The sequence below is a fragment of the Flavobacterium frigoris genome, assembly GCF_900111075.1.
Classification (GTDB): Bacteria; Bacteroidota; Bacteroidia; order Flavobacteriales; family Flavobacteriaceae; genus Flavobacterium; species Flavobacterium frigoris.
The window spans coordinates 67,486-89,474 of the sequence record NZ_FOFZ01000010.1; the positions used below are offsets into that span (position 1 = coordinate 67,486).

At 36.1% G+C, this 21,989-nt stretch carries 22 protein-coding genes; 12 read left to right on the forward strand and 10 right to left on the reverse strand.

Annotated features, from left to right (window positions below):
* Positions 1–102: 102 nt before the first annotated feature.
* Both BMW63_RS13070 and BMW63_RS13075 read right to left on the reverse strand, forming a co-directional pair.
* Positions 103–966, reverse strand: coding sequence for a hydroxymethylglutaryl-CoA lyase (locus tag BMW63_RS13070; RefSeq protein ID WP_074723923.1), 864 nt, complete (start codon positions 964–966; stop codon positions 103–105).
* Positions 967–1,093: 127 nt separating this feature from the next.
* Positions 1,094–2,113, reverse strand: a complete 1,020-nt coding sequence (locus BMW63_RS13075) for a quinone-dependent dihydroorotate dehydrogenase (protein ID WP_074723924.1) — start codon at positions 2,111–2,113, stop codon at positions 1,094–1,096.
* A 176-nt stretch (positions 2,114–2,289) separates the two neighbouring features.
* Here BMW63_RS13075 and BMW63_RS13080 point away from each other — a divergent pair, with 176 nt between their 5' ends.
* The 3 genes from BMW63_RS13080 (at position 2,290) to BMW63_RS18000 (ending at position 4,983) form a co-directional block, all read left to right on the forward strand.
* Positions 2,290–2,835, forward strand: coding sequence for a phosphoglycerate mutase family protein (locus tag BMW63_RS13080; protein WP_074723925.1), 546 nt, complete (start codon positions 2,290–2,292; stop codon positions 2,833–2,835).
* Between the two features lie 101 nt (positions 2,836–2,936).
* Entirely contained in the window at positions 2,937–4,214 is a 1,278-nt protein-coding gene (gene pepT, locus BMW63_RS13085; protein WP_074723926.1) for a peptidase T, read from the forward strand.
* 346 nt (positions 4,215–4,560) lie between these two features.
* Positions 4,561–4,983, forward strand: coding sequence for a hypothetical protein (locus BMW63_RS18000; RefSeq protein ID WP_074723927.1), 423 nt, complete (start codon positions 4,561–4,563; stop codon positions 4,981–4,983).
* Positions 4,984–5,056: 73 nt separating this feature from the next.
* Here BMW63_RS18000 and yajC read toward each other — a convergent pair whose 3' ends face one another.
* From yajC to BMW63_RS13105, 3 genes are all read right to left on the reverse strand, one after another.
* Positions 5,057–5,329 (reverse strand): preprotein translocase subunit YajC, encoded by a 273-nt coding sequence (yajC, locus tag BMW63_RS13095; protein WP_074723928.1) that lies wholly within the window; start codon positions 5,327–5,329, stop codon positions 5,057–5,059.
* Between the two features lie 29 nt (positions 5,330–5,358).
* Positions 5,359–6,270: a transcription antitermination factor NusB gene (gene nusB / locus BMW63_RS13100; protein ID WP_074723974.1), complete on the reverse strand. Its 912-nt coding sequence runs from the start codon at positions 6,268–6,270 to the stop codon at positions 5,359–5,361.
* Between the two features lie 206 nt (positions 6,271–6,476).
* Positions 6,477–7,583, reverse strand: a complete 1,107-nt coding sequence (locus tag BMW63_RS13105) for a Glu/Leu/Phe/Val family dehydrogenase (protein WP_074723929.1) — start codon at positions 7,581–7,583, stop codon at positions 6,477–6,479.
* A 202-nt stretch (positions 7,584–7,785) separates the two neighbouring features.
* Here BMW63_RS13105 and BMW63_RS13110 point away from each other — a divergent pair, with 202 nt between their 5' ends.
* The 8 genes from BMW63_RS13110 to BMW63_RS13145 all read left to right on the forward strand — a co-directional run bounded on the left by BMW63_RS13110 (position 7,786) and on the right by BMW63_RS13145 (position 17,054).
* Entirely contained in the window at positions 7,786–9,546 is a 1,761-nt protein-coding gene (locus tag BMW63_RS13110) for an ABC transporter ATP-binding protein (RefSeq protein WP_074723930.1), read from the forward strand.
* Positions 9,547–9,617: 71 nt separating this feature from the next.
* A complete protein-coding gene (locus BMW63_RS13115; protein WP_074723931.1) occupies positions 9,618–10,001 on the forward strand; it encodes a PUR family DNA/RNA-binding protein in 384 nt (127 codons plus the stop codon).
* A gap of 117 nt (positions 10,002–10,118) precedes the next feature.
* A complete protein-coding gene (locus BMW63_RS13120; RefSeq protein ID WP_074723932.1) occupies positions 10,119–11,036 on the forward strand; it encodes a mechanosensitive ion channel family protein in 918 nt (305 codons plus the stop codon).
* A 121-nt stretch (positions 11,037–11,157) separates the two neighbouring features.
* Positions 11,158–12,327 (forward strand): MFS transporter, encoded by a 1,170-nt coding sequence (locus BMW63_RS13125; RefSeq protein WP_074723933.1) that lies wholly within the window; start codon positions 11,158–11,160, stop codon positions 12,325–12,327.
* A 111-nt stretch (positions 12,328–12,438) separates the two neighbouring features.
* On the forward strand, positions 12,439–14,964 hold the full coding sequence (locus BMW63_RS13130; RefSeq protein WP_074723934.1) for a cation-translocating P-type ATPase: 2,526 nt from the start codon (positions 12,439–12,441) through the stop codon (positions 14,962–14,964).
* 2 nt (positions 14,965–14,966) lie between these two features.
* Positions 14,967–15,770, forward strand: coding sequence for a sulfurtransferase (locus tag BMW63_RS13135; protein ID WP_317040283.1), 804 nt, complete (start codon positions 14,967–14,969; stop codon positions 15,768–15,770).
* Between the two features lie 12 nt (positions 15,771–15,782).
* The gene (locus BMW63_RS13140; protein WP_074723935.1) at positions 15,783–16,469 is read left to right on the forward strand and encodes a GNAT family N-acetyltransferase; all 687 of its coding nucleotides are present in this window, start codon (positions 15,783–15,785) and stop codon (positions 16,467–16,469) included.
* A gap of 90 nt (positions 16,470–16,559) precedes the next feature.
* Positions 16,560–17,054, forward strand: coding sequence for a nuclear transport factor 2 family protein (locus BMW63_RS13145; protein ID WP_074723936.1), 495 nt, complete (start codon positions 16,560–16,562; stop codon positions 17,052–17,054).
* 58 nt (positions 17,055–17,112) lie between these two features.
* On the opposite strand, the gene BMW63_RS13150 is transcribed toward BMW63_RS13145, so the two are convergent.
* The 4 genes from BMW63_RS13150 to BMW63_RS13165 form a co-directional block, all read right to left on the reverse strand.
* The gene (locus BMW63_RS13150; protein WP_074723937.1) at positions 17,113–17,568 is read right to left on the reverse strand and encodes a YbhB/YbcL family Raf kinase inhibitor-like protein; all 456 of its coding nucleotides are present in this window, start codon (positions 17,566–17,568) and stop codon (positions 17,113–17,115) included.
* Positions 17,569–17,653: 85 nt separating this feature from the next.
* Positions 17,654–17,986: a four-helix bundle copper-binding protein gene (locus tag BMW63_RS13155; protein WP_074723938.1), complete on the reverse strand. Its 333-nt coding sequence runs from the start codon at positions 17,984–17,986 to the stop codon at positions 17,654–17,656.
* Positions 17,987–18,023: 37 nt separating this feature from the next.
* Positions 18,024–19,358 carry an erythromycin esterase family protein gene (locus BMW63_RS13160; protein WP_217643734.1) on the reverse strand — a complete coding sequence of 445 codons (1,335 nt, stop codon included), beginning with the start codon at positions 19,356–19,358 and terminating at the stop codon, positions 18,024–18,026.
* Positions 19,359–19,754: 396 nt separating this feature from the next.
* Entirely contained in the window at positions 19,755–20,096 is a 342-nt protein-coding gene (locus BMW63_RS13165; protein ID WP_074723939.1) for a tRNA-binding protein, read from the reverse strand.
* A gap of 111 nt (positions 20,097–20,207) precedes the next feature.
* On the opposite strand from BMW63_RS13165, the gene BMW63_RS13170 reads away from it, so the two are divergent.
* Positions 20,208–20,765: a thioredoxin family protein gene (locus tag BMW63_RS13170; protein ID WP_074723940.1), complete on the forward strand. Its 558-nt coding sequence runs from the start codon at positions 20,208–20,210 to the stop codon at positions 20,763–20,765.
* A gap of 278 nt (positions 20,766–21,043) precedes the next feature.
* Here BMW63_RS13170 and BMW63_RS13175 read toward each other — a convergent pair whose 3' ends face one another.
* A complete protein-coding gene (locus BMW63_RS13175) occupies positions 21,044–21,976 on the reverse strand; it encodes a peptidylprolyl isomerase (RefSeq protein ID WP_074723941.1) in 933 nt (310 codons plus the stop codon).
* Positions 21,977–21,989 lie beyond the last annotated feature (13 nt).

Here is a 21,989-nt window from a genome sequence, read left to right on the forward strand (position 1 = left end):
TAAGTAACAAAAGTAAATCATTGATTGCAATAACAACGATGCAGTTGTTAACTTATTATTACATTTATAGAATATTATAGCAATTTCATTATTCAAAGTTTTCTAATGAAACTCTCCAAATAGCTTAGAAGCCTCATTGTAAGCGCTTTCAAAACTTAATGGATTTAGATTTGTAATTTCTTTTTTAGCAGTAAAATAGGACAGTAACTTCTCCGTTGGCATATTACCCGTTAAATCGTCTTTAGCCATTGGACAACCACCAAATCCCTGAATAGCACCGTCATATCTTCGGCAACCCGCATTATAAGCTGCATCTATTTTCTCAAACCATTTATCTGGTGTGGTATGCAAATGAGCTCCCAACTCAATTTCGGGATATTTTGGAATCAAATTAGAGAACAAATAACTGATTACGTCTGGAGTAGAACTCCCCACAGTATCCGACAGCGACAAAATCTTCACTCCCATATTGGATAACTTCTCCGTCCAATCCCCCACAATTTCTACATTCCAAGGATCTCCATACGGATTTCCAAAACCCATAGACAAATAAGCAACTACTTCTTTATTGGTTTTATCGGCAATTTCCAGAATTTCTTCCAAGGTAACTAGCGATTCTGCAATGGTTTTGTGTGTATTACGCATCTGAAAATTCTCAGATATCGAAAAAGGATACCCTAAATATTGAATTTCAGCATGCTCAGAAGCCATTTCCGCTCCTCTAGTATTAGCTATAATAGCCAGTAATTTGCTTGTTGTTTGCGATAAATCCAATTGTGCCAATAGTGCAGCGGTATCCACCATTTGCGGAATCGCTTTTGGCGACACAAAACTCCCAAAATCGATCGAATCAAAGCCTACTCTCAATAAAGATTGAATGTACGCTACTTTTCTTTCGGTGGGGATAAATGGCTTAATGCCTTGCATGGCATCACGCGGACATTCTATAATTTTTATTGGCTCCATAGGTTTTCAAAGATAAGAAAACTTAGAAAGTAGCAAAGACTAAGATTATAAAATTTTTTAGGAAATAAAAATGCGTAATTCACAATGAAGAATTACGCATTTTGATAATAGTGTAAACCTATCCCTTTTACATGCGGCTTAATATCTTTTGATTTATAGCTTTCACCAAAGCGGGTCCTTCATAGATAAAACCAGTGTACAATTGTATTAAACTGGCGCCTGCTTGTAGTTTTTCTATCGCATCATCTGCAGAATGAATCCCTCCCACTCCGATAATCGGAAAGGCTTTGTTGCTTTTTTGAGACAGAAAACGAATCACTTCAGTAGAACGGCTTGTCAATGGCTTTCCTGACAATCCACCCATTTCTGTTTTATTTTCAGATTTCAAACCTTCGCGAGAAATAGTCGTATTAGTAGCTATAACTCCTGCAATTTTAGTTTCCTTCACAATATCTATAATGTCCAATAATTGCTCATCCGTCAAATCTGGAGCGATTTTTAGCAATATGGGTTTCTGTTTTGGCTTTGCCAAATTCTTATTTTGTAAGGTTTGCAGCAATTGAGTCAAGGGCTCTTTGTCTTGCAATGCCCGAAGATTAGGCGTATTTGGCGAACTCACATTCACCACAAAATAATCAACATAATCAAACAAGGCTTCAAAACAAATTTCATAATCTAAGGTCGCGTCTTCGTTTGGCGTCAGTTTATTTTTTCCAATATTTCCTCCAATTAAAACCCCAGTATTTTTTTTAAGTCGTTCCACAGCTTCTAAAACCCCACCATTATTGAATCCCATTCGGTTAATAATAGCTGAATCCGCTTTCAAACGAAACAGGCGTTTTTTTGGATTTCCTTCCTGTCCTTTTGGCGTAAGCGTACCTATTTCAATAAACCCAAAACCAAAGTTGGATAATTCTTTGTACAACTTAGCGTCTTTATCAAAACCAGCTGCAAGTCCTACCGGATTTTTAAACTTCAACCCAAACACTTCGGTTTCTAATCGCTGGTCATTGATTTCATAAAGCGATTTAAATAGAGAAGAAAATCCTGGAATCCTCGATAAAAATCGAATCAGGGAAAAAGTAAAATAGTGTACTTTTTCTGGATCAAACCAAAAAAGAATGGGACGAATAATTAATTTATACATGAGTGTTTTGTTGTGTGCTGCAAAAATAGAACTATCTCGCCGATAAATAAATCTTTAGCCTTAAAATTTAATTTTACTATCCCATAAACAACATTGATGGATAAGAAAACAGTAATGCAAAACAAAGAATCCTTAATTAATTTCTAAATTAGCCTATGAAATTAATATCCAAAAACATGAAAAATTACTGCAGCTTTTTACTGTTATTTCTGACCGTTGGCCTTTTTGCGCAAGCAGAAAAACCAACGCACATTTATTTAGTTCGCCATGCTGAAAAAATAACAAGCGATAAAAAAGATAACAATCCATTACTGACTGAGGATGGAAATCAAAGAGCCATTGCGCTTGCTGAGAAATTACAAAACACACCATTAAACGCAATTTATAGTACAAACTACAAACGCACTGAGTCTACCGCAAAGCCAGCATCCGAAAATCAGAAAAAGAAAATAAAAGTATATGACGCAAAAAAATTAAACGACGCAGCGGCAATGATCCTCAAGGAAAACAAAGGGAAATGCACTTTAGTCATAGGCCATTCTAATACCATTTTAGAAACGATTGAAGCCTTCGGAGCCAAAAGACCAATACCAACTATTGAAGATCAAGAGTACGATTACCTATTTCTAGTTACTATTCGCACCAATGGAAAAATAAAAGTAAAAGTGATGCATTACGGAAAAGCAAATTCTCATAAAGAAGGAGCACAAATGATGCCCTAAAACAATTACTTATTGTTAGCGGTATTCTAACTCAAAATGGGAGTTTTGAACCCTCCTTTCTAAATAAACCTTATATTTGTACCTCATTATAAAAATACTTTATGCAACATATTATAGACCGTTTTATCAGTTATGTTACTGTTGACACGGAATCAGATTCGAATTCGGAAACAACACCAAGCACAGCAAAACAATGGGTCTTAGCCAATCAATTGGTTGAAGAACTTAAAAAAATAGGAATGCAGGACGTGACCATAGATGACAAATCTTACATCATGGCAACCTTACCGAGCAACGTAGATCACGAAGTACCTACAATCGGTTTTGTATCGCACTTTGACACGACCCCTGATTTTACAGGAGCCAATGTAAAACCTCAAATTATCCCAAATTATGACGGTAAAGACATCGTTTTAAATGCGGAACAAAACATCGTTTTATCTCCTAGCTATTTCAAAGATTTATTGCAATACAAAGGACAAACCTTAATCACAACTGACGGAACTACACTTCTGGGTGCTGATGACAAAGCGGGAATTACAGAGATTGTTACTGCAATGGAATTCTTAATCAACAATCCAGAACTCAAACACGGAAAAATCAGAGTTGGTTTTACACCTGACGAAGAAATTGGTCGTGGAGCGCATCATTTTGATGTAGCCAAATTTGGTGCTGATTGGGCTTATACCATGGACGGAAGTCAAGTAGGTGAATTAGAATACGAAAATTTTAATGCGGCTGGAGCCAAAATTACTTTCAAAGGTAAAAGTGTGCATCCCGGTTATGCCAAAGGAAAGATGATTAACTCTATGTTAATTGCTAATGCTTTCATTACGGCATTACCTTCAGATGAAACACCAGAGGAAACAAAAGGATATGAAGGTTTTTATCATGTTCATCACCTAACAGGAAGTATCGAAGAAACTGTTTTAGAATTAATAATCAGAGACCATAACAAGATTAAATTCGAAAAACGAAAAGAAAAAGTAGAAAAGATTGTTCGTAAAATCAATAAGAAATTTGCGAAACAATTTGGTGAAGATGTTGCAATAGCTGAGATCAATGATCAGTATTACAATATGAAAGAAAAGGTAGTTCCTGTAAAATACATTGTTGACATTGCCGAAAAAGCGATGAAGGAATTAGACATTAAACCATTAATCAAACCCATTCGTGGAGGTACTGATGGTTGTCAATTATCATATATGGGATTGCCTTGCCCAAATATTTTTGCCGGTGGACATAATTTTCACGGAAAGTACGAGTATGTTCCTGTTGAAAGTATGCAAAAAGCAGTAAACGTTATAGTAAAAATAGCCGAACTGACTGCAATGCCCAACTTTGGATTGGATGAAAGTAAATCAAAAAAGAAAAAGTAAAACTCTTGATTCTGGAGAGCGAGGGTTTAAACGATAACTACAAATAAAAAAAACAATCTCTTTAACTTATTTAAAAAGTCCCAATCCCAATATCGGATGGGACTTTTTTATTTGCCGATGTCATTATATTTGGCTCGAATAATTTCACTACTTCACATTCACGTTTTACTCGACTGTCCAAAGTTTTGAAATAATTATATTTACTAAAAACAATTAAATTTCATAAAAAATTAACATTATAGATGAGATTAAATTATTATATTTAATGTCCTTTACAATGACAATAAAAATTGTCCCTGCTAATTGTTGTTAACAATAATTTATTTTAAAACTAACACTTGAAATTATGGCTGTAAAAAAAGAAAAAGTTGCGGAACAAAACACAACCGAGAAAATCGAGACAGTTCCCCCAACTAAAACTAGAAAACCCCGGGCAACCAAGACTACTGCAGCGCCTAAAACAGATATTGTAAATCCCACTGTAAAGAAAGTAATCACTTCTGAATACGAAACTATAGAAAAAAAGGACAATATACTTAACCCAGAAGTAGAAAAGAAGAAGAAAAAAAGTAAAGCAAAGAAGAAGAAAGAGAAAGCTAAAAAGGCCCATGCAAAAGAAAAAGCCAAAGCTAAAAAAGCCAAAGCTAAAAAAGAAAAAAAAGATAAAGCTAAAAAGGCAAAAGCAAAAGCTAAATTAAAAGAAAAAAAAGCAAAAGCGAAAGCAAAAAAGGCGAAAAAAGCTAAGAAGAATAAAAATAAGAAAAAATAAGACACTTTATATCATTAAAAAAGTCCCAATCCGAAATATCAGTTGGGACTTTTTTATTAGTTAAAAAATAAAATTATTTTTTAGCAAGTGTAGCGCTCATTTCCATAGAAATTGCAGAACGCTCCATTTTTAATTTTCCAGACATTGTTTCAATTACAACTGTAGTATCTGCAAGCTCCGAAACTTTACCGTGAAGTCCACTTTTAGTGATGATTTTATCACCTATTTTTAATGTGCTTTCAAATTCTTTTTCGTTCTTAGCTTTTTTCTGTTGTGGTCTGATCATAAAGAAATAGATCACTACAAACATTAATAAGAAAGGTGCAAATTGAGTTAACTGTTCCATAATTTTAAATTCTTTTTTTATTATTAGTGTTACATTAAACCGCGACCGGTTTTGTTTAATTTTTTATTGACTTCTAGCTCTTTAACTAAATTATCAAGAATTCCGTTGATAAAAATACTACTTTTTGGTGTAGAATACTCCTTAGCAAGTTCTAAATATTCGTTTAGCGTCACTTTTACTGGAATTGAAGGGAATTTTAAAAATTCACAAATAGCCATTTTTAAAATGATTGTATCTACTTCAGCAATCCTATCACTATCCCAGTTTGGCGTTTTGTCCACAAACTCTTTTGCAAGCTCTGCTTCATTCAAAATTGTTTTTCTAAACAAATCTTTAACGAAAGCCTTATCATCACTATCCTTGTATACTTTAGGCACGCTAAAATTATCATCCATGATAGGTTTCATTGCTTTTAACTGCTTAATGATTTGAGTGTTTACCAATGGTATATCATCAATCCAAGTCAGTTTATCATCTTCCAGATATTCGTACAATTTTTCATTAGGTACAATTACTTCAATGAACAAATCTACAATAAGCTGCTTGTCTTCCTCGAAAGAAGATGCTGGATTACTCATGTAATCCGCATAAAACTTACTTGCTTTTATAGCATTAAGCAACAACAAAATATAGTCGTCATTTAAAGTCCAAGCGTCAATCTTACGTGTTTCCATAGCAATGCTAAGAGAATTGTTTTCGGCAAAAATTTGAAAGATGCTGTTCTTAATGAATTTTTCGTTGGGTTTACGCTCCTCAGGAGTCGCAAGATGCTTAAGACTTGATTTATGTAAAAATTCGGATTCTTTTTTACATATTTCCGATAAGGAAGAAATCATTGTAAGGTATAAATCTTGAATGTTGTCGATACTATAAAAAAGGAATTTTTCTTCTTTTTCTAGATTATCAGAACCGTTTTGATGCATTGCATAAATGGACTGCATGACTTTAACGCGAATGTGTCTTCTATTTACCACCTTGTAAGAACTTTTATTAAATTAGTTTGCAAAAATAAGCATTTCCTTTTTCAAAATAAAATTAAAACATCAAATAAAGATTTTGCTGCTAATTTTGTTTCCTTTATACTAAAAAAGTCACAGTTTCCGATGCTATCCTGAAAACTGTGACTATTAACATATTAAAAAATAAATTACTTCGTACTGTTCTCTATTTTTCTTTGATCAATGCGGTTTTGGGCAATGGTAAGCGCCGCATGATGCGTCGTAATTCCATTGGCAACAGCATAATCTATAATTTCTAAGGTTGTATTGTAGATGTTTTCTGTTTTGCGCATGATTTCTTCTTTACCATAATGCGCTAATTCAGCATAAACATTAATGATTCCACCGGCATTAATCAAGAAATCCGGAGCATATAAAATACCGCGCTCTTGCAAAATCGCACCATGAACATCTTCGTTTGCTAATTGATTGTTAGCAGCACCCGCAATTACTTTTGCTTTTATTTTATGAACTGTCGCGTCATTAATGGTTGCTCCCATTGCACAAGGCGCATAAATATCTACATCAGCTGTATATAAATCAGGTCCTGTGAAAATTTGAGCTTTGTACTTAGTTCCCATTTCATAGAGTTTCTCTTCATTGATATCTGCAATGGTGACAATAGCTCCTTCTTTAGTCAGATAATCTACTAGCGTTTCCCCAACATGACCAATTCCTTGAACCAATATTTTCTTTCCCGTAAGTACATCAGATCCAAATTTATGTTTCGCAGCCGCTTTCATTCCCATGTAAACTCCATAAGCAGTCACAGGTGACGGATTACCTGCTCCTCCTCTTTCTTCAGAAATCCCTGTAACGTAAGGCGTAACATCGCGCACGATATCCATATCCTTCGTCTCCATTCCTACATCTTCTGCAGTGATATATCTTCCGCTTAAACCGTGGACAAATTCTCCAAACTTACGCATCAATTCAGGTGTTTTCTGAGTTTTGGCGTCGCCCATAATAACAGCTTTTCCTCCTCCAATGTTCAGCCCTGTAATTGCTGCTTTAAAAGTCATTCCGCGAGAGAGACGTAACACATCATTCAATGCTTCCCACTCATTAGCATAATTAAACATACGAGTTCCTCCTAAAGCGGGTCCCATAACCGAATTATGAATACCAATAATTGCTTTTAAACCCGTATCTTTGTCGTTGCAAAATACAATTTGTTCGTGATCATCAAATGATAATTGTCCAAAAACGGGATCCATTTTTTGAAGTTCCTTTCCTGTTGTGAAAGTTGCATCCATAGTATTAATTTTTATAGTGATAAAATTATGAATTTGTCAAAAAGACAAGTCAAAATTACACAAAAAATGAATATATATTAATATTATTAATAAAATTTACTGATTCAATAATTCGCCGCAATAAAAGCAAATTGTACAATTAGTAAAAAATTAAAAAAAATCATAAAAATAAAACGATTACCATACAGAATATCTTAAAAAAATGAAAGAATTACTTTATTTAAACAAATACTTCGTCAAATATAAATACAGTTTTTTACTGGGTATTATATTCACAATCATCGCACAAATTTTCATGCTGTTCACCCCTAAATTGATCAGCAGTTCATTTAAAGTAATTGAAGCATTTTCTAAAGACAAGAACATCTCGGCATCTGTTATTCGGGAAGAGTTAATTTCGAACATTCTATTAATCATTGCCACCACTATAATTGCTGGTTTCCTGACTTTCCTGATGAGACAAACACTAATCGTTATGTCCCGTCACATTGAATTTGATCTAAAAAATGAAGTTTTTAGGCAATATGAAAATTTATCCCAGAATTTTTATAAGAGGAACCGCACTGGAGATTTGATGAATCGCATCAGCGAGGATGTTTCAAAAGTGAGAATGTATGTTGGTCCCGCCGTCATGTATTCCATCAATACGATTATCCGTTTTACTATCGTTATTGTGTACATGTACAATGTTTCCCCAAGATTAACATTATATACCATTCTTCCTTTACCTTTATTATCTTATGGAATCTTCAAATTGAGTTCAGAAATCAATAAGCGAAGTACCATTTTTCAGCAATATTTATCGAAAGTATCGAGTTTCTCCCAAGAAATATTTTCAGGTATCCGAGTAATCAAAGCCTATTCACTAGAAGACCAACACCAAAACAACATGGTGTCCCTAGCTAAAGAAAGCAAAAGTAAAAGTTTAAATTTAGCCAAAGTGCAATCTTTATTCGGCCCATTAATGTTGGCTCTTATAGGAATTAGTAACCTAGTTGTAATTTACTTTGGAGGTTTGATGTATATTGAAGGTACTATTAAAAGTATCGGTACTATCGCTGAATTTATTTTGTATGTCAACATGCTTACTTGGCCTGTAGCTTCATTAGGATGGGTTTCATCAATGGTTCAAGAAGCAGAAGCTTCCCAAAAGCGTCTGAATGAATTCCTAAAAATTGAACCGGAAATAAAAAACAAAAACCCAAATAAATCAATCATCAACGGTTCGATTTCTTTCGAAAATGTAAGCTACACTTATGAAGACACCAACATAAAGGCACTTAAAGGCATCTCTTTTACGGTAAAAAAAGGGGAAACATTAGCAATTCTTGGAAAAACAGGTTCGGGAAAATCAACCATTTTATCATTGATATCACGACTGTATGATGTAACTGATGGAAAAATTACCGTTGACAATCAAGAGATTAGTCTTTTAAATCTTAATGATTTGAGAAACAGTATTGGGATCGTTCCACAAGATGCTTTTCTCTTTTCAGACTCAATTAAGAACAACATCAAATTTGGCAAAGAAGACGCTACCGATGAAGAAGTTATGGCTGCCGCCAAGAGTGCTGTGGTACATGATAATATCGTAGGATTCAAAAAACAATACGATACTGTTCTAGGTGAACGAGGGATTACACTTTCCGGCGGACAAAAACAAAGGGTTTCCATTGCAAGAGCAATCATTAAAAATCCACCAATCTTACTTCTTGATGACTGTTTATCAGCTGTCGATACAGAAACCGAAGAAACTATCCTGAATAACCTAAACGAGATCTGTAAAGATAAAACAACCATTATTGTAAGCCACAGAGTTTCCTCTGCCAAGAATGCCAATAAGATTATCATTATAGACGAAGGTAAAATTATTCAACAAGGATCTCATAACCAGTTAGTAAATCAAGAAGGCTATTATGCTTCTTTATATTTAAAACAACTTTCAGAAAAAGAATTGCTGTAATTGTTGTTTAATACATATATTTTTATGATTTTTGATTGCGATTTAACAACCATAAATTGAGAGAAAGGATTATGAGAGAAAATGATATGTTAGAAAAAGAAGAGATATTTTCTAAAGTTTTACGTGCTGGAAGAAGAACCTACTTCTTTGATGTAAGAGCGACAAAAGCAGATGATTATTATATTACGATTACGGAGAGCAAAAAATTTACGGAAGAAGATGGATCGTTTCACTTCAAAAAACATAAAATATATTTGTATAAAGAAGATTTTTCTGCTTTCGCCGAAATTCTTGGAGATATGACTTCTTATGTTTTGAACCATAAAGGTGAAGAAGTAATTTCAGAGAGACATCAGAAAGATTTCAAAAAAGAATACGCTACTGAAAAAGTAACCGCAGATGAAGCGTTGCCAAACATATCTACTTTTACAGATATTGATTTTGATGATATTTAATTTATAAATATGAACTAAACACTTTACTTACTTAAGCAAAAAGTCCAAAAATCAAACGGTTTTTGGACTTTTTACATAGTTACAAAACCCTTTTACAACTAAAAAATTATAGTATCCATGCAGGAGATTTTAATGAAATACACAGACAAATACGCTGAACTTATCATCCCATGGCTATTAACCAGCGGACTTAAAATCGTATTTATTATCATAGGTTCTTTAATTCTAAATAAGGTTATTATAACCTTTATCGAAAAAGCAGTGCGAATTGCCGTAAGACCTGATGGAATTTCTTCTAAAGATGCCGAGGAAAAAAGAGAAAATACGCTAATCCAGATCTTTACCACTACCTCTAAAATTGGATTACTGACCATTGCTGGTTTGATGGTCCTTCAAGAATTTGGAGTCGAGATCGCCCCTATCTTGGCCGCAGCCGGAATTGTCGGCTTGGCATTTGGTTTTGGAGGTCAATATCTTATCAGAGATATTATTTCCGGTCTTTTTATTATTCTCGAAAATCAATACCGCGTGGGTGATATCGTGAAGTTTGACAACGCAGGTGGTACTGTTGAAGAGATCAGTTTGAGAAAAACAACTTTAAGAGACTTAGACGGAACCGTTCACCACATTCCTCATGGCGAAATAAAAAAAGTATCAAATCTTTCCAAGGATTTCAGTCGAATAAACTTAGACATTGGCGTGGGATATGGATCTAATTTAGAACACGTTATCGGAGTAATAAACAAAGTCGGAACCGAACTTTCCACTGATCCTTTATGGGAAAATTACATTATCCTCTCTCCCCAATTTTTACGCGTTAATGATTTTGCAGATTCTTCCATTATGCTAAAAATATTAGGAGAAACATTACCAAGCAAGCAATGGGAAGTGACCGGAGAGCTGCGCAAAAGACTAAAAATTGCCTTTGACAATGAAGGAATAGAAATTCCATTTCCGCAAGTGGTGATGCACCGACCAAAAGGTGTTGAAGAAGCCAAAGTTAAAAATGACGCCAACGAAATTCAAAAATCGTAATCGCATTCATTTAGGAAACTAATTTGCCCCAATAAAAGCATGATTTTAAAAGTCTGAAAGTCTTATGATTTTCAGACTTTTTATTTACATTTATCCAACATAACTTTCAATCTCTCCTGTTTTGAAAAACATCAGTCGCACCGTCTGGATTTTATCTTTAATAAGCTTATTTACAGACACGGCCAGTGAAATGCTATATCCTATAATGCCGATTTATTTAAAGTCAATTGGTTTCTCCATTGTGCTTATTGGGATTCTTGAAGGTGTTGCCGAAGCTACTGCTGGATTAAGTAAAGGCTATTTTGGAAAGCGTTCAGATGTGAGCGGAAAAAGAGTTAGGTTTGTTCAACTAGGTTATACATTTAGCGCTATTTCAAAGCCTATGATGGCATTATTCGTTTATCCGCTATGGATTTTCTTTGCGCGAACAATCGACCGTTTTGGAAAAGGAATCCGAACTGGAGCAAGAGACGCCATGCTTTCTGACGAAGCAACTGCGCAAACCAAAGGAAAAATATTTGGTTTTCATCGTTCTATGGATACATTGGGCGCTGTCTTGGGTCCATCATTAGCATTGCTATACCTCTACTTTTATCCTGAGAATTACATTGCCCTATTTTACATTGCGTTCATTCCAGGACTTTTTGCCATAGGCGCTACCTTTTTGTTAAAAGACAGAAAAAGAACCAACACAATAGAAAAAAAAGCAACTCCTTTCTTCTCGTTTCTAGACTATTGGAAAGTAAGCCCTCCTATGTACCGCAAGGTCGTTATCGGACTTTTAGCTTTCACATTATTTAACAGCTCCGATGTTTTCCTTCTACTTAAAGCTAAGGAATCTGGATTAAGTGATACGCTGGTTATTGGTGTTTATATTTTTTACAATCTCGTTTATGCTTTATTTGCTTTCCCAATAGGAATCTTGGCCGATAAAATTGGGCTAAAGAAAATGCTGATTTTTGGAATAGGGATTTTCTCTATTGTCTATTTTGGCATGGGATTCAACCAAAATATTTATGTTTTCGCTGGACTTTTTGCGCTTTATGGAATCTACGCTGCCGCAACGGAAGGTATATCCAAGGCGTGGCTCAGTAATATTTCAAACGAAAAGGACACCGCGACCGCTATCGGAACCTATTCTGCTTTTCAAAGTTTTTTCACTATGCTCGCCAGTTCTATGGCGGGAGTTATTTGGTATCAGTTTGGAGCGAATGCTACATTTATAGTGACCGCATTTGCTAGTGTTTTAATTGGTCTTTATTTTATTTTCATGACTACTGAAAAAGCATAATTTGAATATTTATACTCTGATTACACTTTTTGTCTCATAAACCATGGTCTATAAAAGGTATACTACAACTAAAAATCTTATATTTGAGTGGCAATATTTATTCACAAAACTATGTCTATAAAAATTAATATTCCCGAAAACATCATCGGCTTGACTGATGAGGAAGTTCAAGCTTCAAGGAAAAAATTTGGTCAGAACAAACAAATTCACAAACAAAAGCACAAATGGTGGATAGCTCTTTTTGACTTGTTCAAAGAGCCCATGTTGCTATTATTGATAGCCGTAGCAATCATTTATTTTATCATGGGACAAAATAACGAAGCTTATTTTATGCTTGCTGCAATAGTGGCAGTCTCTGGAATTTCTTTTTACCAAGATAACCGCAGTCGGATTGCGATGGAAGCTTTAGAAAAATTGAATGAGCCCCTGAGTACGGTCTTGCGAAATGGAGAACCTACAAGAATACCCACTGCAGCAATTGTTATCGATGATCTTGTAGTAGCTGCGGAAGGAAACACAATTAATGCAGATGGCGAAATTATACACAGTAATGATTTTTCAGTTAATGAATCCCTATTGACCGGCGAACCGTATGCTGTTTTCAAATCAGAAAAAACAGAGCTAAAATCTGTTTTCAGTGGTACCTTGGTCGCCTCTGGTTTAGCGGTTTACCGAGTAACCAAAATTGGCTCTAATACAGAAGTTGGTAAATTAGGCAGTTCGTTACAAAACATCAAAGAAACATCTACCCCATTACAAGTTCAGATTCAAAAATTTGTAAAAGTAATGGCCATTATGGGTATTGCTGTTTTCTTATTAGTTTGGGGCGTCTATTTTTGGAAAACACATAATGTATTAACCAGTTTACTTAAAGGATTAACCCTAGCGATGTCCATTCTTCCAGAGGAAATACCAGTGGCATTTACGACTTTCATGGCCTTGGGGTCTTGGCGATTAATGAAAGAAGGTGTTATAGTCAAAAAAATCAGAACGGTAGAAACCTTGGGAAGTGCCACTACCATTTGTACGGATAAAACAGGAACGCTGACTCAAAACAAAATGAGTCTGCAATCCGTTTACGCTTTTAGCAGCGGCAAATTATACGAAAATGAGCAATGGGATACGGAAGATGCTAAAAAAGTTATTGAAATTGCAATGTGGGCTAGCGAACCTGTGCCTTTTGATCCGATGGAAAAAACGGTGCATGAGGCATATGAAAAAACGACAACCATCGATACACGTAGACAATTTTCCATGGCACATGAATACCCGCTTGACGGGAAACCGCCGATGATGACTCATGTGTTTGAAAATAAGGAAGGGAAACGCATTATTGCAGCCAAAGGTGGACCTGAAACGATTATAAAGGTATCCAACCTCAGCACGGAAAAACAAGAACAAATTAATGATACAATTAGTACACTGGCATCCAAAGGGTATCGCATCCTTGGTGTTGCTTATTCTGATTATTCCGAAACCAGTTACCCAAATGACCAACAGGAATTACCTTTTCATTTCGTAGGGTTGGTGGTGTTTTACGATCCTCCTAAAGCGAACATAAACAGTGTCATTCAAAAATTCTATGAAGCGGGCATCCGAGTAAAAGTTATAACAGGAGATAACAGCTTAACCACAAAGGCCATTGCTGAAAAAGCAGGAATTAAAAATACCGAAAGTGTTATGGAAGGAGAGCAGCTCATGAAACTGAATGAAGTCGAAATGCTAAAAGCCATTCATGATACCACTCTTTTGACCCGCATGTTTCCAGAAGCTAAACTGGCCGTTGTAAATGCCTTAAAAAAAGACAAGCAAGTGGTAGCAATGGTAGGCGATGGCGTAAATGATGGCCCTGCATTGAAGGCCTCAAATATTGGCGTCGCCATGGGAAAAAAGGGAACTGAAATCGCAAAAGAAGCCGCAGATCTTATTTTGGTAGATGATGATTTATCAAAAATGATTATCGCGGTAGCTGCAGGACGTCGCATCTATTCCAATCTTAAAAAAGCTATACGGTATATCGTTTCCATTCATATTCCTATCATATTGACCGTGTCCTTACCCTTGTTTCTGGGATGGATTTATCCTGATATTTTCACGCCTGTTCACGTCATTTTCTTAGAATTAGTGATGGGTCCCATGTGTTCCATTGTGTATGAAAATGAACCCGCTGAAAAAAATAGTATGCAACAAGTACCTAGACCTATAGGCAGCACCTTTTTATCGTTAAAAGAATTAGGAATAAGCATCGTGCAAGGAATTGGGATTACCATAGGAATTTTATTTGTGTACCAATGGACCGTACAAAATGGAGGTAACGAACAACTGACACGAACAATGGTGTTTACCACTTTAGTTTTTTCGAATGTGATTCTGTCATTGGTAAACCGTTCATTCTATTATTCTGTTTTCGCCTCCTTGAAAAATAAAAACAACATGATGGTAATTGCCAATTCGCTGACCCTGATTTTCCTAGCCGTGATTGTATACATAAGTCCAATTGCCCGTTTCTTTGACGTTCTTCCGTTACAACCCCATCAAATTGCATTTTGTATTGGTGTAAGTGGCGTTTCGGTGCTTTGGATTGAGATTTGGAAATGGAACAAGCGAAACAATAACAAACAATCAAACGAAATATAAAAATGATGAAAAACCCAATAGTATCTGTAGCCTGGCTTCATGAACACCTTCAAGACACTGAATTAATTATTCTGGATGCTATTTTGGAAATGCCACCTGAGGATATCCAAATAAAAGGAGCCAGAACTTTTGACATTAAAAACAAGTTTAGCGATACCAATAGTCCGCTACCCAATACAGTACCAAATCCAGAAGCCTTTGCGACAGCCTGCCAAAAACTAGGCATTCACAATGGCAGTAAAATAGTGGTTTATGATACCAAAGGGATTTATTCGAGCCCTAGAGCTTGGTGGCTTTTTAAAGTCATGGGACACGAAAAAGTTTGGGTTCTCGATGGTGGTTTACCTGCTTGGATAAAGGAAGGCTATCCCACTGAAAAAAGACAGGAAAAATCATATGAAAAAGGGAATTTTACTGCAAATTTCCAATCTCAGCTGTTTAAAACTAAAGAACAAATTTTAGAAAACATACAGTCTAAAGAAGCCTTGCTTGTCGATGCACGATCCACGGACCGCTTTTTTGCAGAAACGGAAGAACCCAGAGCAGGATTGAGAAGCGGACACATTCCCGGTTCGATAAATATTCCCTATACCCAAGTCCTAAAAGACGGGAAATTTTTGCTCAAAGAAGAATTAAAAAAAATTCTCCCATTGCAGGACAAACCGCTATTGTTCACTTGTGGATCTGGTGTAACGGCTTGCATAGATTTGATCGCCTACGAACTGGTTTCAGATAACCCCAAAGCAATTTATGATGGTTCTTGGACCGAATGGGGACAGGAAGAAAATTTACCGATTGAGAAATAGAGAGTTAGAATTATGAGTGAAAAAGGCAGTAACAAATTAGACAATCCCGTTTGGCATTCGTTATCAGAAAGTCACAAAGAATATGCAATAACCTATGACGATACTCAGTTTTACGATCCTGAATATTGCCCTTTTGGAGCTACACTAAATACTAAAAAGAGTTCCAATGCCATTGCCCAATATTCTAATTTATCCGATAATTTTTTTATTGTCGGCGAAAAGCCAGAAATCCCCGCTACTTTAAAAATAGCGAATGAATTGGTTTGTCTACAAATGATGATTCGGGAACCAATAGACATTCCGATTATCGACACTATTATAAAACTGGAAGAAAATCACAGAGAAGATCTTCTGGGATTAGTCAAAATAGTCTATCCTGAATATTTTAAATCTAAAACAGCCACATTAGGGAACTATTATGGTATTTACAAAGACAGCCAACTGGTCGCTGTTACTGGTGAGCGAATGCAAATGAATACTTTTATTGAAGTCAGTGCGGTAATTACACATCCCAATTACCTTGGAAAAGGATATGCAAAACAGCTGGTAGCGCATACCGCAAATACAATTTTGAATCAAAATAAAACCGCTTTCTTGCACGTATATGAAAAAAACTTTGGCGCTATTAAATTATACGAAAAACTAGGATTTGAGACGAGACGAAAAATCAGTTTTTGGAACATCACTAGAAACGAATAACAGAAGTTGGCTAAACCCAACTTTGTTTAAAATTACTTTTTCTAAATTCGGCACTATTAAAAAGTATCAAACATTAAACACTATAACGCTATGAAAAGCATAAAAACCTTCCTTTTTCCTTTCTTATTAATTGTTCTTCTTCTTTCCGCCTGCTCTTCGAAGCAAATTTCTACCCGCGAAAAAGAGTATACCTACACTCCAGACGACCAAGAATTGTACGACGAAATTATCGGTATGGACAGTACTTTTTTCCATGCCTACAACAATTGCGACATGAACAAACAGGCAGCAATCTATGGGGACAGCCTAGAATTTTATCATGACAAAGGCGGTTTGATGACTTCAAAACAAGAAATTTTGGATGCCACGAAAAGAAATATCTGTGGCAAAGTAACCAGAGAACTGGTAAAAGGAAGTATTGAAGTGTATCCGATCAAAGATTATGGCGCCGTGGAAATAGGATTGCACAAATTTCACAACAATCAGGAGCCAACCGGAACTCCCTCAAAAGTAAGCAAGTTTATAATAATGTGGCAGCATAAAAATACGGAATGGCACATTGCAAAGGTGATTAGCCTACATTAACAACACAAAATAGCTGCCTTCATAAAAAGCAGCTATTTCGTTTTTTATAACCATCAGCTTATTTTTTATACAAGCCTATCAGTTCCCCAGAGGAAATAATATGTGGTTTCATTGCTGCCGTAAGTTCTTTTTCATTGGTACTTGGTGGCAACGCACTCAGTTTACTGTCCAAAGCATATACTTTAAAATGATAATGATGTGTTCCGCTTGGAGGGCAAGGACCTGTATATCTATTTTCTCCCATGGTATTTCTGCCTTGGATGCCTGGAACGCTATCTTCTTCAACAATTCTTTCGGGTAGAATATCCCATACCAACCAATGGCAATAGATGCCGGAAGACGCATCTGCATCATCCACAATAATAGCTAGACTTTTTGTATTTGCAGGAAGCTCTTCTATAATCAGTTCTGGGTTAATATTCAACCCATTACAAGTATATTGCGAAGGGATCATTTCATTGTTCTTAAAAGCCGAACTTTTTACAATTAGGGTAGTACTTACAGTTTTTGCCATGATAAATAGTGTAATAAGGTTTATATTTTTTATTCTGATTAGTTGTTTATTAGTGCTACGGAGCATCCTTTATAAAATGACATTGCTACTCTCTATGCGCCAATTCATGTTCATGGCACATCTCTGCGCATTTACGGCAGGCCTCAGCACATTTTTTACAATGCTCCATTTGCGGGTATTTTTCGCACTCAGAGGCACATCGTTCACACATCACTAAAGTTGTTTTTAAAAAAATATCGATATTCTCTGATTTTCGTTCTAATACTTGTGCAGTCAAACGACATAAATCAGCACAATCCTGATCGTGCATCATACAGGCACTCATATCCATTTCCTTTTCTAATTGGCATGCATCATAACAATGTGTGCATTGTGCAGCACAAAATTGCAATACCTCAATCATTTTTTGCTTTTCCATTGTAATTGGTTTTTAGATTTATATTGTTCTTTCTATTTTATACTCCAAACGGGAATGTTTCCGGCATTTGATTTCCATCCGGTTTTGTGTGTAGCGGGTGCAATGCCGATGTTTCGTCCAAATAAATGAAAGCATTATAGCGATAGGGAATCTTGCTTGGTACATAATTGCCAAAATGCTCGTATTGTGGTCGATAAACGACGCCTATGGCACGATGCCCAAATTCCCGCTCTCCAAGGTGCTCTTTCATTGATTCGGTCATGAACACAATCCTGTCTTTAGCCTCAAGTTTGTGTAATTCATATTCCCAACTATGCTTTACCGCTTCCGGAATCCTCATAACCTGCATGACATCGCCCCACTCCCGACCGGCAATAACAGTCCCCTGATAGGAGCCGAAGCCTACAGAAAACACCTCTTCCGGTTTGTGCTCTTCGTTTATGATTTGCCCTACATTTACTGTTCCGTCGTCAGCCATATCTGTAGCCCGCGCATCACCAATATGAGTATTGTGTTCCCAGATAATTCCTTTAGCCTCTGCGCCATGAAATTCCATGAGGTTTTCTAAAGTATGAACCATATGACGATCCCGAATATTCCAGGATTTTGGCCCTGCAGTTACCATTGCGCGATAGTACCGTTCTGCGTTAACAATTACCTGTGCATTTTGTCTGACGTTCATAATATCTTCGGGATCGCCGTTATGAGTGGGAATATGCCTCCTTATTTTTGTCAGCAGATTAACCACTTCATCTTCGCAAGACAACGAAACCATCCGTGCCGCCCGTGCATATTCCTGCCCTTCGCCTCTGCTGTAGGGTTCAAAACAATTGAAGGCATCTAAGGCGGCCTTTCTAGTTGTGGGATCTTTTTCTTCTAAATATTTAATAACCTCATCAAAGGATTCCCAAAGACTGTAGACATCTAAACCATAAAACCCTACTTTATGCCCCTTAGACTGACTGTCATTATGTGCCCGAAGCCATTCTCCCAAGGCGACCGTTTCCCAGTTGGCCCACATCCAGGTCGGCCATCTATTGAAAGAGTGAAGAACATCTAAAGCAGAATCCCCAGAGTCAGGATAATTTTTTACATAGCGGTTCAGCTTATAACAATCAGGCCAGTCCCCTTCCACTGCAATAAATGAAAACCCTTTTTTTTCTATTAATTTTTTGCTGATTTTCATGCGCCAAGTGTAATATTCATGTGTCCCATGAGAGGCTTCCCCCAACAATACATATTTAGCATCGCCAATTTTTTCAATTAGTTTATCGAGATCACGCTCTTCATTTAATTCTATTGAATTATCAACAATTAACTTTCTCACATCGAGAATTTCAGGTGGTTTATGTTTTGAGTCAGACATTTCCATACTATTCTACATATTTAAGTCCTTTATTAGGATGGTTACAAATCAATTTCAGAAGCGTAAAAAGTGTAGGTAACCCTAATAGCAGTTAACGATAATTACTACTATTGTATAAATAACTCAGCTGCACAGCCGTTATTTTTATACCAAGGAATGATTACTCATCAGTCGATTGCTAATTAATTAAGCGAAAAAATATTTGGGGCGAAAAAAATACTAGATCAATCAAGTCTATAGTGAAGTTACAAATAAATTTTGATTCAAATAACTGATTAATAACATATTAACATTTTTATAATTAAAGTTTTAACTACAAAAATGTTAAGTATTAATAGAAGTAAGTAGGATGATCTTTACTATGTATTTTAAGATATACATTCGAAAGGAGGAATATAATTATTAACCTATTCGGAGCCCATTTTCAATTTTAAAGTCGGGAGCTAGAAGAATCACATCTCCTTCTTCTCCTACTGCGCCAAGCACGAGACATTCGCTCATGAATTTGCCAATTTGCTTTTTTGGAAAATTAATTACGGCAACAATCTGGCGGTGGAGTAAATCGGTATTGGAATAGCGCTTGGTAATTTGTGCCGAGGTTTTTCTTATTCCGATACTTTCTCCAAAATCTATGGTGAGTTGGTAAGCCGGTTTTCGGGCCTCCGGAAAATCATTAACTTCCACGATGGTGCCCACGTGCATTGCCACTCTTTCAAATTCTTGCCAAGTTAAATTATTCTCCATCTTAAATTTTGGTTTTATTCCAATGAATTATAAAAACTAAAAATAATCATTTCAGACTAAAAGCAATCCTTTTTTCTTAACTTTAAACCCTGTAATTATAAAAAAACATCAATGTCACGAACCCCATCAAATATGGTCGCCCTGGGAACGAAGGCTCCCGAATTTTATCTGAAAGACATGAAATCTGGAACAGAGTCGTTTTCTTTTTCCGATTTAAAAGGAGAAAAAGGAACGTTAATCCTATTCATTTGCAATCACTGTCCATTTGTGCTTCATGTGATTGAAGAGGTCGTTATGATTGCTAATGACTATCGTGTACAGGGACTTGGTGTTGTCGCGATTTCGAGCAATGATGTAGTGAATTATCCGCAGGATTCGCCAGAACTTATGACGGAATTTGCTTTCGAAAATAATTTTGAATTCCCTTATTTATATGATGAAACACAGGAAGTAGCTAAAGCGTACCATGCTGCCTGTACCCCTGACTTCTTTTTATATGACAGCCAGGATAAATTAGTCTATCGCGGTCAACTTGATGACAGCAGACCAGGAAATGGTATTCACCTTAGCGGTAACGATTTGCGCGGGGCAATTGACAGCGTTATTTACAATCGTACGATGAACCCCAATCAGAAACCGAGCATTGGGTGTAATATCAAATGGAAATAAGGTTAGAGGTTAGATAAAAAATCGATAGTCACTTCTACTATTTTTGGTGTGAAAATTTAAAAAAAAAGATCCCATTTAGCTAAAAGATATCAATCAGCTTCGTCCTGTAAAATGGTTCTCGATACTTCGCAGCAGTTTTCTTTTGCGAACCGCTGCTCAGCACGAACTGAGGAATAGCAACATTTTATCGCATAAAAAAATCCCAATTATCTAAAATGATAATTGGGATTTTATATTATGTAAACTGCCCACTAAAAAACGGATCACTAAACACTATATTACTTAACGTCCATTAATTCTACGTCGAAAATCAAAGTAGCGTTTGGTGGAATTGCTCCTCCAGCACCGCGAGATCCGTACCCTAAATGAGATGGAATCACAAAACGTGCTTTATCCCCTACGCGCAATAAAGCGATACCTTCATCCCATCCTTCAATTACATTTCCTTGTCCTAATGGAAATTCGATTGGTTTTTTTCTTGGATACGAACTATCAAAAACTTTTCCAGATTCTAAAGACCCTTCATAGTGAACCGAAACTGTTTTACCAGCTACAGCTTGTTTTCCTTCACCTCTTTGAATGAATTGGTAACGCAAACCGCTTTCTGTTTTTTCAAACCCAGCAGCTAATTTTTCCATTGCTGCTTCTGCATCTGCTTTCAAAGCGATATCACGTTTGTTACGAGCTCCCTTGAAAGTGATAAAAGCTTCGATAGCATTCCACTTTTCAGCTTCTTCTCCTACTCTTACGATTTCTACACTTTCTAGAACATCTCCTTGAGCGATAGCATCAACAACATCCTGTCCTTCTACCACATGTCCGAAAACAGTATGTTTACCGTCTAACCATGAAGTAGGAACGTGTGTAATGTAAAATTGAGAACCATTTGTTCCTGGACCTGAATTAGCCATAGCTAATATTCCCGGTTTATCATGTTTTAAACTTGGGTGAAATTCATCATCAAATTTATATCCAGGATCACCAGTTCCAGTTCCTTGTGGACATCCACCTTGAACCATAAAATCAGGAATCACTCTGTGGAATTTCAATCCGTTATAAAATTTTGTTCCTTGCGGTTTTACTTTATTTTCTAAGTTTCCTTCAGCTAATCCTACGAAGTTACCAACAGTTCCTGGTGTTAATTCGTGCTCTAATTTTACTAAAACCGACCCTTTTGCAGTGTTGAATTTAGCATATATTCCATTTTCCATTGTTGTATAATTT

Coding starts and splice junctions, on each gene's coding strand:
- BMW63_RS13070 (WP_074723923.1), bottom strand. CDS start 966: ATGGAGCCAATAAAAATTATAGAATGTCCGCGTGATGCCATGCAAGGC.
- BMW63_RS13075 (WP_074723924.1), bottom strand. CDS start 2,113: ATGTATAAATTAATTATTCGTCCCATTCTTTTTTGGTTTGATCCAGAA.
- BMW63_RS13080 (WP_074723925.1), top strand. CDS start 2,290: ATGAAAAATTACTGCAGCTTTTTACTGTTATTTCTGACCGTTGGCCTT.
- pepT (WP_074723926.1), top strand. CDS start 2,937: ATGCAACATATTATAGACCGTTTTATCAGTTATGTTACTGTTGACACG.
- BMW63_RS18000 (WP_074723927.1), top strand. CDS start 4,561: ATGGCTGTAAAAAAAGAAAAAGTTGCGGAACAAAACACAACCGAGAAA.
- yajC (WP_074723928.1), bottom strand. CDS start 5,329: ATGGAACAGTTAACTCAATTTGCACCTTTCTTATTAATGTTTGTAGTG.
- nusB (WP_074723974.1), bottom strand. CDS start 6,270: ATGCAGTCCATTTATGCAATGCATCAAAACGGTTCTGATAATCTAGAA.
- BMW63_RS13105 (WP_074723929.1), bottom strand. CDS start 7,583: ATGGATGCAACTTTCACAACAGGAAAGGAACTTCAAAAAATGGATCCC.
- BMW63_RS13110 (WP_074723930.1), top strand. CDS start 7,786: ATGAAAGAATTACTTTATTTAAACAAATACTTCGTCAAATATAAATAC.
- BMW63_RS13115 (WP_074723931.1), top strand. CDS start 9,618: ATGAGAGAAAATGATATGTTAGAAAAAGAAGAGATATTTTCTAAAGTT.
- BMW63_RS13120 (WP_074723932.1), top strand. CDS start 10,119: ATGCAGGAGATTTTAATGAAATACACAGACAAATACGCTGAACTTATC.
- BMW63_RS13130 (WP_074723934.1), top strand. CDS start 12,439: ATGTCTATAAAAATTAATATTCCCGAAAACATCATCGGCTTGACTGAT.
- BMW63_RS13135 (WP_317040283.1), top strand. CDS start 14,967: ATGATGAAAAACCCAATAGTATCTGTAGCCTGGCTTCATGAACACCTT.
- BMW63_RS13140 (WP_074723935.1), top strand. CDS start 15,783: ATGAGTGAAAAAGGCAGTAACAAATTAGACAATCCCGTTTGGCATTCG.
- BMW63_RS13145 (WP_074723936.1), top strand. CDS start 16,560: ATGAAAAGCATAAAAACCTTCCTTTTTCCTTTCTTATTAATTGTTCTT.
- BMW63_RS13150 (WP_074723937.1), bottom strand. CDS start 17,568: ATGGCAAAAACTGTAAGTACTACCCTAATTGTAAAAAGTTCGGCTTTT.
- BMW63_RS13155 (WP_074723938.1), bottom strand. CDS start 17,986: ATGGAAAAGCAAAAAATGATTGAGGTATTGCAATTTTGTGCTGCACAA.
- BMW63_RS13160 (WP_217643734.1), bottom strand. CDS start 19,358: ATGGAAATGTCTGACTCAAAACATAAACCACCTGAAATTCTCGATGTG.
- BMW63_RS13165 (WP_074723939.1), bottom strand. CDS start 20,096: ATGGAGAATAATTTAACTTGGCAAGAATTTGAAAGAGTGGCAATGCAC.
- BMW63_RS13170 (WP_074723940.1), top strand. CDS start 20,208: ATGTCACGAACCCCATCAAATATGGTCGCCCTGGGAACGAAGGCTCCC.
- BMW63_RS13175 (WP_074723941.1), bottom strand. CDS start 21,976: ATGGAAAATGGAATATATGCTAAATTCAACACTGCAAAAGGGTCGGTT.